Annotated in this window: 13 protein-coding genes and 1 tRNA gene; 8 read left to right on the forward strand and 6 right to left on the reverse strand. The window is 38.6% G+C overall.

Annotated features, from left to right (window positions below; all coding sequences use genetic code 11):
• Window positions 1–3 precede the first annotated feature (3 nt).
• Window positions 4–570 (reverse strand): Holliday junction branch migration protein RuvA, encoded by a 567-nt coding sequence (gene ruvA, locus PHT16_00840; protein MDD5720982.1) that lies wholly within the window; start codon window positions 568–570, stop codon window positions 4–6.
• A 73-nt stretch (window positions 571–643) separates the two neighbouring features.
• On the opposite strand from ruvA, the gene rpsT reads away from it, so the two are divergent.
• The 4 genes from rpsT (at window position 644) to PHT16_00860 (ending at window position 2,902) form a co-directional block, all read left to right on the forward strand.
• A complete protein-coding gene (gene rpsT, locus PHT16_00845) occupies window positions 644–907 on the forward strand; it encodes a 30S ribosomal protein S20 (protein MDD5720983.1) in 264 nt (87 codons plus the stop codon).
• A gap of 157 nt (window positions 908–1,064) precedes the next feature.
• Complete coding sequence (locus tag PHT16_00850; protein MDD5720984.1) at window positions 1,065–1,346, forward strand: hypothetical protein; 282 nt, start codon at window positions 1,065–1,067, stop codon at window positions 1,344–1,346.
• Window positions 1,347–1,353: 7 nt separating this feature from the next.
• Window positions 1,354–2,151 (forward strand): ATP-binding cassette domain-containing protein, encoded by a 798-nt coding sequence (locus PHT16_00855; GenBank protein MDD5720985.1) that lies wholly within the window; start codon window positions 1,354–1,356, stop codon window positions 2,149–2,151.
• 4 nt (window positions 2,152–2,155) lie between these two features.
• The gene (locus tag PHT16_00860; protein ID MDD5720986.1) at window positions 2,156–2,902 is read left to right on the forward strand and encodes an ABC transporter permease; all 747 of its coding nucleotides are present in this window, start codon (window positions 2,156–2,158) and stop codon (window positions 2,900–2,902) included.
• A gap of 86 nt (window positions 2,903–2,988) precedes the next feature.
• Here the strand turns inward: PHT16_00860 and PHT16_00865 are convergent, their stop codons facing one another.
• Window positions 2,989–3,189 carry a cold shock domain-containing protein gene (locus PHT16_00865; protein ID MDD5720987.1) on the reverse strand — a complete coding sequence of 67 codons (201 nt, stop codon included), beginning with the start codon at window positions 3,187–3,189 and terminating at the stop codon, window positions 2,989–2,991.
• Between the two features lie 104 nt (window positions 3,190–3,293).
• Window positions 3,294–4,007 carry an RNA pseudouridine synthase gene (locus PHT16_00870; protein ID MDD5720988.1) on the reverse strand — a complete coding sequence of 238 codons (714 nt, stop codon included), beginning with the start codon at window positions 4,005–4,007 and terminating at the stop codon, window positions 3,294–3,296.
• A gap of 137 nt (window positions 4,008–4,144) precedes the next feature.
• On the opposite strand from PHT16_00870, the gene proB reads away from it, so the two are divergent.
• From proB to PHT16_00890, 4 genes are all read left to right on the forward strand, one after another.
• On the forward strand, window positions 4,145–4,891 hold the full coding sequence (proB, locus tag PHT16_00875; protein MDD5720989.1) for a glutamate 5-kinase: 747 nt from the start codon (window positions 4,145–4,147) through the stop codon (window positions 4,889–4,891).
• An 8-nt stretch (window positions 4,892–4,899) separates the two neighbouring features.
• Window positions 4,900–5,658: a pyrroline-5-carboxylate reductase gene (locus PHT16_00880; GenBank protein MDD5720990.1), complete on the forward strand. Its 759-nt coding sequence runs from the start codon at window positions 4,900–4,902 to the stop codon at window positions 5,656–5,658.
• 1 nt (window position 5,659) lies between these two features.
• The gene (locus PHT16_00885; GenBank protein ID MDD5720991.1) at window positions 5,660–6,925 is read left to right on the forward strand and encodes a glutamate-5-semialdehyde dehydrogenase; all 1,266 of its coding nucleotides are present in this window, start codon (window positions 5,660–5,662) and stop codon (window positions 6,923–6,925) included.
• Between the two features lie 76 nt (window positions 6,926–7,001).
• Window positions 7,002–9,257 carry a peptidoglycan-binding protein gene (locus PHT16_00890; protein MDD5720992.1) on the forward strand — a complete coding sequence of 752 codons (2,256 nt, stop codon included), beginning with the start codon at window positions 7,002–7,004 and terminating at the stop codon, window positions 9,255–9,257.
• Window positions 9,258–9,281: 24 nt separating this feature from the next.
• On the opposite strand, the gene PHT16_00895 is transcribed toward PHT16_00890, so the two are convergent.
• From PHT16_00895 to PHT16_00905, 3 genes are all read right to left on the reverse strand, one after another.
• A complete protein-coding gene (locus PHT16_00895) occupies window positions 9,282–11,366 on the reverse strand; it encodes a hypothetical protein (protein MDD5720993.1) in 2,085 nt (694 codons plus the stop codon).
• 199 nt (window positions 11,367–11,565) lie between these two features.
• A complete protein-coding gene (locus PHT16_00900) occupies window positions 11,566–12,474 on the reverse strand; it encodes a hypothetical protein (protein MDD5720994.1) in 909 nt (302 codons plus the stop codon).
• A gap of 223 nt (window positions 12,475–12,697) precedes the next feature.
• Window positions 12,698–12,772 (reverse strand) — tRNA-Arg (locus PHT16_00905).
• Between the last annotated feature and the right edge of the window lie 45 nt (window positions 12,773–12,817).

Consider the following 12,817-nt stretch of genomic DNA (forward strand, 5'->3'; position numbering starts at 1 on the left):
GTTTTATTTGCCTCCTAAAATTTTTAAAGCTTCACGGATTTTAGTATTAGTATTCGCATCAGGAGACACTTTTTTCAATGCTTCGCGCGCTTCATTTTGAGAATATCCTAGGGATTTAAGTGCTTCTAAAACATCCAGCTCTTCCTGTAGAGAACTTCCTTCCAGTTCAGTTCCTATTTTGTCGCGCAATTCAATCACGATTCTTTCCGCAGTCTTTTTGCCGATGCCGGATATTTTTGTGAGGTAGGAAGTGTCATTCATGCCTATGGCTTTCCGCAATGTTTCGATCGAAGCAATTCCTAAAATAGCTAAAGCCGACTTTGGCCCTATGCCCGATACTCCAATGAGCATTTCGAAAAATTCTAATTCTGAACGTTCTAAAAATCCATACAAATCCAAAGCATCTTCTCGCACGTGCGTATGTGTCCAGAGTGTCATCTCGTCGCCTACTTTTTTTGTTTTAGACAATACATCTGGGGAGACATTTATTTTATATCCAACCCCGCCCGTTTCCACGATTAAAAATTTATCCGCTTTAAATATAATTTTTCCTTTAATGCTTCCGATCATAGATTAATCATATCATATTTGCTCTGACGCAGCAGGGATTGCATCTATGCCTTTTTTTTGCTATATTAGCTTTATGCCAATAACACAATCAGCTAAAAAAGCAATTCGCGGTTCTCTTCGAAAGAAGGCTTTCAATGACCAACGCAAGAAGGCAATGAAAGAAATAATCAAGAAAATCGAGAAAGTTGTAAAAACAAACAAGGAAACAGGCAAGGCTGAAGCTAAAAAAATGCTCTCACTTGCTTTTCAAGCGATCGACAAATCCGCGCAAAAAGGGGTGATCAAAAAGAACAACGCAGCTCGCAAGAAATCTCGGTTATCAAAGTTGGTTAAATAGTTCATCAAAAATTTATATTTTAAAAAGCAATCTATCTGGCAAAGCTTTGCCAGCGAACTGCTCGTCGATCAAGAAAATAATAGAAAGAGTACTTTCTTTATTTTCTAATCTCCTGCGCAAGGCTTTTAAAAATACAAATTTTTGACCACCATATATTATGTCATCACATCTGTTAGAATTTTATGGAACTGAATGCCCGCATTGTGTAAATATGCACGAGCTGGTGGAGCGTTTGGAAAAGGAAGAGGGGATAAAAATCGAAAGCTTGGAAGTTTGGCATAATAAAGAAAACGAAAAGAAATTACTCGAAATTGATAATGGAGAATTATGCGGCGGGGTTCCTTTTTTCTACAATACCCAAACAAAAAAATTTATTTGCGGGGATGCAGGCTATGATATACTAAAAAAGTGGGCAAAAGGGGAAGAATTCACTCAGTAAAAAAATTATGTCTATTATAGAAGTAAAAAACTTAACAAAGAAATTTGGAGATTTTACAGCCGTAAATGATATTTCTTTTACGGTTGAAAAGGGCGAAATTTTTGCATTTTTAGGACCTAATGGAGCAGGCAAAACCACCACGATAAAAATGTTGACGACACTTCTAGAGCCGACAGAAGGAGAGGCAAAAGTTAATGATTTTAATTTAAGGCGAGAGCGGGATAAAGTCAGGCGTTCTTTTGGAATTGTCTTTCAAGATCCTTCGCTAGATGATGATTTGACTGCTTATGAAAATATGGAATTTCATGCGGTGCTTTATTCTGTCGATAAAGCCACTCGTATAAAAAGAATTGAAGAACTTTTAAAATTAGTGGATCTATGGGACAGAAGAAAAGAGCTCGTAAAGAATTTTTCTGGAGGAATGAAGCGCAGACTTGAAATAGCTCGTTCTTTAATCCACACACCCAAGGTCATTTTCTTAGATGAGCCCACTGTGGGTCTCGATCCGCAAACTCGCAATCATATTTGGTCTTATGTTGTCGATCTTTCTAAAAAAGAAGGGGTAACGGTTTTCCTTACCACTCATTATATGGAGGAGGCGGAGAAGATGGCAGATAAAGTAGTCATTATCGATCAAGGGAAAATAATAGGTTCTGGGACTCCGCAAGAGCTAAAAAATTCAACTGCCACAAATTCACTAGAAGAAGCCTTTTTGAAATTAACAGGCGAGGCTATTAGAAGCGATGAGGCAAGCGATGTAGACAAGCTTCGTTCTCATGCGAGAGCCTGGGGTAGAAGAAGATAACAATATGAACACAATATATATTCTTTGGTTAAGACAATTAAAAAAATACAGCAGATCTATTCCGAGAATCATCGGAAGCTTGGGCCAGCCGATTCTTTTTCTTTTGGTTTTTGGCTTCGGTTTCGGTTCGATCTTTTCCAAGGCGGGCGGTGGAAATTATATCCAATTCCTCGTGCCCGGCATTGTGGCGATGGCCGTTGTTTTTACCGCCATTTTCGGAGGCATTGAACTTATTTGGGATAGACAATTTGGTTTTCTAAAGGAAACGATGGTGGCGCCTGTTTCTCGTTTTAATATTATGCTGGGCAGAACTTTTGGCGGAGCGACGGTGTCAGTCATCCAAGGGATCGCTGTTCTGATTATTTCTTTTTTTGTCGGTTTTAAATTGTCCAACCCTTTGATGATTTTCCCTGCACTTCTTTTTATGTTTTTAACGGCATTTTTCTTTACCGCTTTAGGCACGGCGATAGCCTCCCAGCTTACCGACATGCAAGCTTTTCCAATTATTATGAATTTTTTGGTGATGCCTTTATTTTTCCTTTCTGGTTCGATTTTTCCACTTACCACCGCGCCTAAAGCCCTGCAAATAATAGGGAAGCTCGATCCTCTTTCTTATGGGATAGACGGCTTGCGTTATGTTTTTGAAGGCATCTCGATTTATAATCCATGGATTGATTTATTTGTACTCATTGGTTTTTCTGTGGTTGTTGTTTTGATCGGCAGATATTTGTTTGAGAAAATGGAAGCTTGATACGCTTCAAAAAGAAATAAAAAAAACTCTGCTTACTCCAGCCAAGCTGGAACCTTCCGCAGAGTTTTTTTATTTCTTTTTTGAAACTACGCGCGTTGTACGTTTGTAGCATTCAATCCTTTTGGTGATTCTTCTGTTTCAAAAGAAAGAGTGTCTCCTTCTTTCAATTCATCGAAGGTTACGCCTACAAGAGAATTGCTGTGGAAGAATAAATCCTTCTGTAGTCCTTCTGCTGTTATAAAGCCGAAACCTTTTTCACTTACTAGTTTTTTTATTGTACCAGTCATTGATTTTTTGGTTAAAATTATTAAATACAAAGATATACTTTAGAAATCGACTCTTTAAACTCTCTTCGCACCTACTTTGTTTCTTTAGTATGTCACAAAACAGCCTAATTTGTCAAGCTTAATGAGTTTAGGAAAATAGCCAATTCTTCTCCCTTTATTTCTCTTAAAGTATTTGGTTTTAAGTTGTTCAATTTGATATTCATAATTCTTTCACGTTTTAAGTCGGCTACTTCTTGAAAAAGATTCGAGCACATCCGGCGGATTTGGTGTTTTTTCCCTTCAGTCAAAATTACTTTAAAAGTATTTTCACTCATTGTTTTTACTTTGCATGGTTTGGTGACATAGCCTTCAATATTTACTCCTGCTTCCATTTTTTGTTTGAAGTTGGAGCGGAGTTTTTCTTTGGTGCGGACGATGTATTCTTTTTCGTGAAAATATTTTGGGTTTAGGAGCTGGTCAGTGATGCGCCCGTCATTTGTTAGGATCATTAGTCCGTGGCTAGCCTTATCTAGTCTTCCTAAAGGAAACAAGCCTTCTTTGGGAGAACTGGTTTCTGTGCCTTTTGGCTTATAGTATGCATAATATTTATATGCCGTTGGTTTTGCGCCCTTCACTTCCACTATGTCATTTTCATTTACCTGACTGCCTAGGACCGCTAATTTTTTATTGATATATACTTTTTTTTCTTTTATTAAAAGATCCGCTCCTCGTCTGGTAGAGATTTTTTTTAAAGCTAGGTATTTATTTATCCGTACACCAACTTTGGTATTGCTTTTTTTGTTCTGCTCTGAATTTATTGACTGATTATTATTTTTCATAAAATGATATATTTAGTAATTAAAAATATTGAAAAAGCAGAACAATACCAAAGTTGGTGTTGGGATTTATCCGCATGGCTGTCAGTATAGCATATTATGCATTTGCAGATAATGAGTTATTGAGATAAAGTGGTTGTATGCGCATAGTAATAAAGGTAGGCACTCAAGTAATTTCTGATAAAAAAGGATTAAATAAGAGGAGAATTAGGCAAATCATTAAAGAAATTGATGAGCTTTTTAAACTTGGGCATGAAGTTGTGTTGGTGACTTCTGGCGCCATAGGCACAGGATTGCCCTTGGTTAATTTTTCAAGCTTGCTTCGGAAGAAAATTGCCGCAGCTGTTGGTCAACCTATGTTGATGCACAACTATATTAATGAGGCAAAAAAATATAAAATTGTTGTTGGTCAAATTCTAATATTGAGTGATGACTTTACGAACCATGAACGTTTTAAGAATTTTGTTTTAAATATAAAGGCGATGCTTGCTCATAAAATTCTTCCAATCATAAATGAGAATGATGTGATGAAAAGAGAAGATTTAAGAATTAATGACAATGATATGCTAAGCGCGATGGTGGCGGTAGGGTTAAAGGCAGACAAACTTTTGATTTTAACTAATCAAGACGGACTTTTTACAGATAATCCTGACCACAATAAAAACGCAGAATTAATAAAAAATGTATGTAAAATTGATGCTAAAATAAAAGCATTATGTTCAGTTGGAAAGTCTGACCTTGGATTTGGTGGAATGTGCGCAAAGATTTCATCTGTCGATTATGCAACCAAAAGAGGGATAGAAACATTTATAGGTAACGGGGAAAAATCTGGGACGATAGTAAAAGCTTTTAGTAAAAATTTTCCAGGTACAAGATTTTTAGCTTAAAAACAATAATGAAAACTCAAGTTACAATTATTGGTTTCGGCACGATGGGTAAAGCTATTGCAAAAGCAATTCTCAAAAAAGATAAAAAAATCTCCGTTTTCGGTATAGATAAAGATAAACCTGATAAAAATAATTTTATTCGGAAAGTAGAAAAATCTGATTTTGTAATATTAGCTACAAAACCGCAAGATGCAAAAGAGGCAATCCTTGAAATTAAGAATTATTTAAATAAAAAAATAATACTGATATCTATCATGGCTGGCACTTCGATAAAAAAGATTGAAAATCTTTCCGGGCATAAAAAAATAATAAGAATGATGCCAAACTTAGGACTTTCTGTGGGTTGTGGTATAGCTGTTTGGAAGGGTGTGGGAATATCTACATTAGAAAAAAAGAAAGTTAAAAATTTTATAAATAAAATCACAGAAAATTTTGAAGTCAAAAATGAAGATACTATAAATAAAGTAACAGCGATATCTGGCAGCGGACCAGCCTATTTTTTTCTTTTAGCAGATTGTTTGATTAAAGCTTGCGCTAGTCTTGGATTTAATAAAAATGAAAGCAGACAGCTTGTAGAGAAAACATTTTCAGCTGCCGCTATTTTAAGCAGAGAAGAAGATTATTCTTCCCTTATAAAAAAAGTTGCTTCCAAAGGTGGCACCACAGAAGCGGCACTCGATGTTTTTCAAAAAGAAAATTTCAACGGAATTGTATTAAAAGCTATTCGTTCTGCATATAAAAGAGCGCAAGAATTAAATCAAGGCTGAAATGGATAAAAAAATATTAAAACAATTAAATAAAGCGAAAGAAGCCTCTAGAGAATTTGCCCTTTTGCCTCATTCAAAAAGAATTTTAATTTTAAAAAATATTGTAAAAGAATTGCGTAAAAATAAAAAAACAATTATTACAGCAAATGCTAAAGATCTAAAAAAATTTCCATTAAATGATCCCATGCGTGATCGCATGCTTTTAAATGAAACACGGATTGAGGGCATGGCAAAAGAAATAGAAAGTTTGATAAAAATGCCGGATCCTATAGGTGAAATTTTTGATTGCCGAAATAGTAAAGGGAATAAAGAACTTAAAATTTGCAAAAAAAGAGTGCCTTTCGGGGTGATCGGTGTTATTTATGAATCACGACCAAATGTAACCACAGATGTGGCTGCGATATGTATTAAGTCGGGCAATGCGGTTATTCTTAAGGGAGGGAAGGAGGCAAGAGAAAGTTATATTATTCTCCACAAAATTATTAAAAAGGCGTTGGTTTCATCCGGAGCTAGTTTCGAAGCGGTTCAGTTTATAGATCCAAAAACAAAAGATGCTGTTTTGAATATAATTTCGGCAAACGGTTTAGTGGATGTAATTATCCCAAGAGGAAGCTCCAATTTAATAAATTTTGTACGAGAGAATGCTACTGTGCCAGTAATCGAAACGGGGGCCGGGGTTTGTCATACTTTCGTGGACGTTTCTACCAAGCTTGATTCTTCTGCTCGGATTATTTTTAATGCTAAAACACAGCGACCAAGTGTTTGCAACGCCTTAGATACCTTGTTAGTGCACCAAAAAATAGCGGAAAAATTTCTTCCAATGATCGCTCAATTGTTAATTCAAAAAGAAGTAGAAATTTTTGCCGATTCTCCAAGCTTTAAAATATTACAAAAATATTATAGAACTGATCTTTTAAAAAAGGCCACAGAAAAAGATTTTGGACGAGAATTCCTAAGCCAGAAAATGTCTGTGAAAATTGTTTCAGATATTAATGAAGCGATAAAGCATATCAATAAATATTCCTCCAAACATTCTGAGGCTATTCTCTCAGAAAATAAACAAAACTCCCAGAAGTTCTTGGATAAAGTTGATGCGGCGGTGGTTTATGTGAATGCCTCGACTCGATTTTCTGATGGCGCAGTATTCGGACTCGGTTCAGAGATCGGTATTTCCACTTCTAAGCTTCACGCTCGTGGTCCTATGGGTGCGAAAGAAATGACTACTTATAAATGGATAGCGACTGGTAACTATTCTGTCAGAAAATAATTCTTTGTCTATAATAAGTTTTTGTGTGGATAACTTTATTTGTTAAATATGCACAAGGAGAGATATACTAGAGTATATGAAAAAATATATGTCGGTTTTGTTTGTTTTTGCTTTATTCTTAACTTTATTATTAAGTTTTAACGCTAAACCTGTGAGTGCAGCTAATTGTGCGTCTGGCGATTTATTTAATTCGGTAACTGGCCAAGCTTGTATTAGCACAAGTTTAGTTGTTTCTTGTCCAACTGGTGATATATTTAGTACAACAACAGGCAAGCGTTGTAATACATGGACAGAAAATACAGGAAATAATTCTATCCTAGATACTTTATTTAAACGACAACTTGCAATGGGCTCAAAAGGAGAAGATGTTAAAGTCGTCCAACAGATTTTAAAAGATGCTAATTTTCTTTCTGGAAAAGTTGATGGTATTTATGGTCCCATAACTAAAAGCGCAGTGATGAAATATCAAGCAGAAAATAGTATTACTACAACAGGAGTAGTGGGTTCTGATACTTTAGAAAAAATAAAACTTACACCATGGCAAAAGATGTGTCCTTTGATTAATAGTACTTATGGAGTTTCTTATTCTTGTTCTTCAGTTGCGCCTGCTTGTGTATCTGAGGGTGGAAGTTTGGGCGCGGTAGTACCGGGAAATATTCCGCCTCCATCTTGCTGTCCAGGATTAATGGCTTATGCTCCTCGTGATATTGCAGGAACTTTTGGTACTTGTGTGAAATCTACCAACCAAACTCTAATAATTTCTGGAATAAGCGGACCAACTGTTTTAGATGTTGGGCAAACTGGCACTTGGACTGTAATGGCGAATGATTCAGAGCAAGGAGTTTTGTCTTATAATGTGAGTTGGGGAGACATAGCAAGTAGTGCTAGTGCTATGAGCGCGAACTTTGTTTCAACAGCCACCTTTTCTCATATTTATAATAATGTAGGAATTTACACGGCTAAATTTACCGTAAAGAATAGTCAAGGGCTTACTGCTGAAACAACCATTAACGTGAATGTGGTTGATTCTACTTCCCCTGTTCTGTCTAAATATAAATGTTCAGAAACTGGTTGTGTTCAAGATGATGCTAACGGAACTTTTACATCTTCTACTTGTGATAATTCTTGTAATGTCGGGGTAGTTCCAAAGTACAAGTGTGCTAATACCGGTTGTGTCCAAGATAATGTTAACGGAACTTTTACATCTTCTACTTGTAATAATATGTGTTCACCATCTTGTGTTAAAGCAACATCATGCCCTCAGGGAATAATTTGTGGAGCTTGGACTGATGGGTGTGGGGGGTATATAGGTTGTGGAAACTGCAATTTTGGATATTATTGCGGCGAGCATCAAAAAGTATGTGAACGTCAATTTCCTTCTGGTCCACGCACTATAAGCACTTCAGGAGGTTCAAATTTAAAAGTTGTAAGTAATCTAGCGGGGATAAATTGTGGACAAGGAGGGACTCAATGTAGAGCAACTTTTAATGAATCTGATACTGTTATATTGACAGCAACACCTAGTACGGGCTATTCATTTATGGGATGGTCTGGGTATACGAATGCTCAATACCCATTACTTCCAGGGTTTGGAAGTGATTGTGCCACTAAAAGTGGAACATGCACAATTACAATGTCGACATTAATGACTGATGTGAATGTTGGAGCGTCAGTAGAACTGACACCCGGAACTACTTATTATGATTTGGTTGTAAAAAATGGGTGGGGAAAGATTACCGGTAATAAAGGAACGATAGAGTGCGAAGGTGCCGGAAATAATAAAATATGCAGACAGAGATATAATGTTGGGGATTTGGTAACTCTTATAGCTCAAGTAACAGATCCAATTTATACATTTAAAAGGTGGACTGCCGGATGTAGTTGCGAGAATGGTTGTTCTCAGGAGCCGTCTGGATGTTCTACAAACGGCACTTGTTCTTTAACTATTCCTCAATCAACACAAAGTGATCTAATAGCCGGAATCGATGCTTGTTTTGTCGCGCCGGCGAATTATAAAAAAATAACCGTTAGCGCGCAGTTTGTTGGGGGGTATGTATCTGATAGTATTGGGAAAATGCAATGCGGGGTAAAAGCAGGTTCAAGTATGTGGGCATGCGGTTATGATTATTCTCCAACAAGTGTGATAAAATTTACCGCTCATCCAGAAGCCGGTTATAAATTCAATGGGTGGTCGGGATATAGGAATAGTCAGGGTTTGGTCGGAGGGTTTGGAAGTGATTGTGCAGACTTGTCGGCAGGTACTTGCACGGTAAATATGAGCGCGATGACTATTTCTAGTGTTAATATAGGTTGGTCTTTCGCAAGACAATAAACAGATCATTCGTTTGATTGTTTCTTAATGCTCTATTTTAGTGGTGATAGTTTTCTTCGTAAATGGTTCGGTATAACCAAACAAATATCGTGCCAAGAAGATGAGAACGAGGATCAGAACGATTAGCAAGAGCCAGCCGAATAGATTTGTCGGGAAGAATCCAGCCCAGAAAGCGTTTGCTCCGAGGGGTACAACAATTTCATTTTCTGGATTACTCCAAACTTGTGCGGAAACATTTGCGCTTACTGATTGGTTTTGACCGGAAGGATCAGTGTAGTTCAAAGTTGCAGGGAAATTTAAGTTCGTTCCAGCAGGAATATTTTCTCGCACTCGAGTCCTGATGGTTACTGTCCCTTTGCCATTTGCTTTGAGTGTTCCTAGATTGAAGATTAAGGTATTGCCAGAGATAATCGGATTATTTGGATTAGAAGACAGATAATCTACTTCAAAAGGAAGATTTATTTGCAGATTAAGATTGGTAATTGACCCTGTGCCAATATTTTGATAACTCACAGTGTAATTAATCTCATCTCCTGGGCGCGGTCTGGTGTTGTCTATGGTAGGAACTATTGGTTGATTGCGATCGATAGAAGAAGTGATAAGCACGAGCGAAGTCGGAGTAGGTTTTGGACCAACGGGATTTCGAACACTTATTGTTTCTGAATCAGTAGCAGATCCAAAACTATTGCTACAGGTAAGGGTATAAGATTTACTACTCGTTAGTGATCCAGTGAAAAAACTTCCCGGACCAATACTTTTTGCTCCTGCCCAGCCGACAGATCCACCGCTTGCATAACAAGAAGTTGCATTGGTGGTAATCCAGCGAACAGTGGCAGTTCCATTATAAGGAACACTCACTTTATCTGAATAGACTGTTACCGTAGGTTGGTTATTTACAGCCCTATAGATACAAGGCAATACCCCTCTGTAATTTATAGCGTTAGGGTCTTGGCATACCTGAATATAATTATTGTAGGTACAAGGCAATACTCCCCCATAATTATTAGCATTTCTGTCTAAGCAAGTTTGCTGTACTTGATTCACATATACCGTCGCAGAAGCGGTGGCACTCAAGCCGTTCGTTCCGTAACAAGTAATGCTGTAGGTGGTAGTGACATTTGGCACGACAATTCCAGAACCGGAAGTGGCATTACTGTTCATCCAGTAACCGGAACAGGAAGTAGCATTGGTAGAATACCAGGTCAAGGTAGAGTTTTGTCCAGATTGGATACTTGAAGGGCTAGCGTACAGAGTAACGGTAGGATTTGCGTTTTGGTATCTGCAAGGCAATGAACCACCGTAGTTTATCGCATTCGGATCTTGGCAAGTCTGTTGTGCTTGATTCACGTACACAGTAGCTTGTGCTGTAGCGCTCAAGCCGCTGGCGCCGTAACAAGTGATACTGTATGTGGTGGTAATATTTGGTACGACAATACCGAAACCATTCGTAGCGGTACTTGAAGTCCAGTATGCGGAACAGGAAGTTGCGTTTGTGGAATTCCAGGTCAAATTAGAGTTTTGTCCAGATTGGATAGTCGTCGGATTAGCATTCAAGGTAACAGTGGGTTGCTGAACTGGGCAAGGTGCAGTTGTATATGATTGACTAGATGGTCCAGAACAATAGGCTCCTCCGTTAGCTGGAGCTGGATTAGTACAAGTGCGAGTTTGAGTGCCGGTGTATCCACATTGAGTAGACTGAGGACTCCAATCACTCCAGCCTCCGTTTATGGGAGTTGGGGTTGGGGTACAAGCGGGAGTGGTAATAGATTTAATACCACCAGTGTTAGTGCCGTAATTATTTGTTACTATGAGTTCGAAATAATAGGTGGTACTTGGAGACAGGTTAGCGACAAATTGTTCAATTGGAAAAGTTCCTTCTGTATAAAAATATTTTGTCTCAGTTACCATTCCTCCACCGTTTTGCACGGTAGTAAAATCTGGACTGTATATAAACCTAGCATAGGCAGGAGGGGTGCCGGTAGTTACGTCACCAACAAAGGTTGCACTATTGCAAGTCAAAGCGGAAGCCTTAGATGGAATTATAAAAAAGCTAAAGAGTGCAAAGACACTCAATATCAACCCGATCGACAATTTTATTTTTTTATTCATGTTGTTTTTGCCTCTTTAGAGGTAGTTATTTTTTTAATTTTAAAGTAAAAATTCGACATTTTTACTTTCCGGAATTATGAATCTTAAACTAGCACTAATTCATAACTTTGGAAAGTAGTGGAGTTTCGTGTGTAAACAAACGAAACTCCACTATGATGTTAGCATTCCCAGAAATATAACTTAAGGAATGCCTAGAAATTTAGCGACCACCGATGGTGTTGGCACCGGGGCCGACTCCTCCTCCGCGGTGTCCGCCACCACCACCTCGGTTGCCACCGCGTTGACCACCGTTGTTGAAGTTGTTGTTTATAACAACTCTTCCCCCCCTACCTCCTCTTCCGCTTTCTGTGGGGTAGTATACTGGACCGTTGCCCGGATAGTATACTGAACCACTATAAGAAGGGGGATTACAGATGGGTCCAGCTGTAAAGCCGATGAACCCAAAAGGTCCTACGTCGACCCCAACACCATGCCTTGCGCATGGGTCCTCATACTGTTGAGGTTGTGTTGCCGGTGCCGGTTGTTGTGCCGGCACGTTTACCATGATCACGGTCGGGGTGGTAGACGCTGGCTGGGTCACCACCTGCGACTGGGTCATGTTTTGCGCCAGCTTTTGTGCTGGCTGCGAGGTGGGGGTAGCCGGGGGGCCGTAGGAAATCCCGTCTATAGGATTTCCGCAGTCGTCACGGGCGATGGGTCTTATAAGGACCCCATCTTTGGCTTCCCAGCGCAGGACTGTCCCAATTTCTTGCCCTACCCACTGCCAGCCGGCCGTAGTCAGCATGTGTGCGCAGAGATCCCTCTCTGTCGGAGCGGCGACTATTGTCGTCCCATTGACAGGATTTTTTCCCTTGAGACCGAAATATTTCGGCTCGTAGGAAGTGAAATCCTTTGTCGGCAATGAGTTTTCACACTTTGCCTTATCATTTCCGAAAAACCTCTGCTTTTCCGCGTTAGCAAACGCGGAATACAACAGTACGGTAGCCACTAGTGTGGCTAGGAATAGCTTTTTCATGGCTATTACCTCCTTTTTTATTAAAAAATTTATAGAACTTGTGAGGGAAATCCCCACTCCTTTTCCACCTAGGATTGTATCATACCTTGACAAAAATGTCAATCTGTGAAAACTATCCCAAAACTCCTCTTCATTTTTATAAAAAATTATTAAATTCCTGATTAAGTTTGAATTTTAAGTAAAAAATACATTTGTGCCCTCGGCAGGGTAATCTTTCCTTACAGGAACAGTATACCTTTTACATTTTTTATAAATAAAAAATAAGTAAAAGCCTTTCGCTTCCTGCAAGAAGCCAAGAAGTTGGCTTCACTCGTGCTGGTGCCCTCGGCAGGAATCGAACCTGCATCACAACTTCCGCAAAGTTGCGTCCTATCCATTGAACGACGAAGGCATAATTTCTTTGGTAGTTTTAGATTAACAGTTTTTTGTTTTAAGG

Source organism: Candidatus Paceibacterota bacterium (assembly GCA_028718635.1).
Lineage (GTDB): Bacteria > Patescibacteriota > Minisyncoccia > Phycocordibacterales > UBA9973 > UBA9973.

Bases quoted from the DNA above. Each gene is read 5' to 3' on its own strand.
- PHT16_00850 (MDD5720984.1), top strand. From the start codon at position 1,065: ATGTCATCACATCTGTTAGAATTTTATGGAACTGAATGCCCGCATTGT.
- PHT16_00880 (MDD5720990.1), top strand. From the start codon at position 4,900: ATGAAAACTCAAGTTACAATTATTGGTTTCGGCACGATGGGTAAAGCT.
- proB (MDD5720989.1), top strand. From the start codon at position 4,145: ATGCGCATAGTAATAAAGGTAGGCACTCAAGTAATTTCTGATAAAAAA.
- PHT16_00890 (MDD5720992.1), top strand. From the start codon at position 7,002: ATGAAAAAATATATGTCGGTTTTGTTTGTTTTTGCTTTATTCTTAACT.
- ruvA (MDD5720982.1), bottom strand. From the start codon at position 570: ATGATCGGAAGCATTAAAGGAAAAATTATATTTAAAGCGGATAAATTT.
- PHT16_00860 (MDD5720986.1), top strand. From the start codon at position 2,156: ATGAACACAATATATATTCTTTGGTTAAGACAATTAAAAAAATACAGC.
- PHT16_00870 (MDD5720988.1), bottom strand. From the start codon at position 4,007: ATGAAAAATAATAATCAGTCAATAAATTCAGAGCAGAACAAAAAAAGC.
- PHT16_00855 (MDD5720985.1), top strand. From the start codon at position 1,354: ATGTCTATTATAGAAGTAAAAAACTTAACAAAGAAATTTGGAGATTTT.
- PHT16_00885 (MDD5720991.1), top strand. From the start codon at position 5,660: ATGGATAAAAAAATATTAAAACAATTAAATAAAGCGAAAGAAGCCTCT.
- PHT16_00865 (MDD5720987.1), bottom strand. From the start codon at position 3,189: ATGACTGGTACAATAAAAAAACTAGTAAGTGAAAAAGGTTTCGGCTTT.
- rpsT (MDD5720983.1), top strand. From the start codon at position 644: ATGCCAATAACACAATCAGCTAAAAAAGCAATTCGCGGTTCTCTTCGA.
- PHT16_00895 (MDD5720993.1), bottom strand. From the start codon at position 11,366: ATGAATAAAAAAATAAAATTGTCGATCGGGTTGATATTGAGTGTCTTT.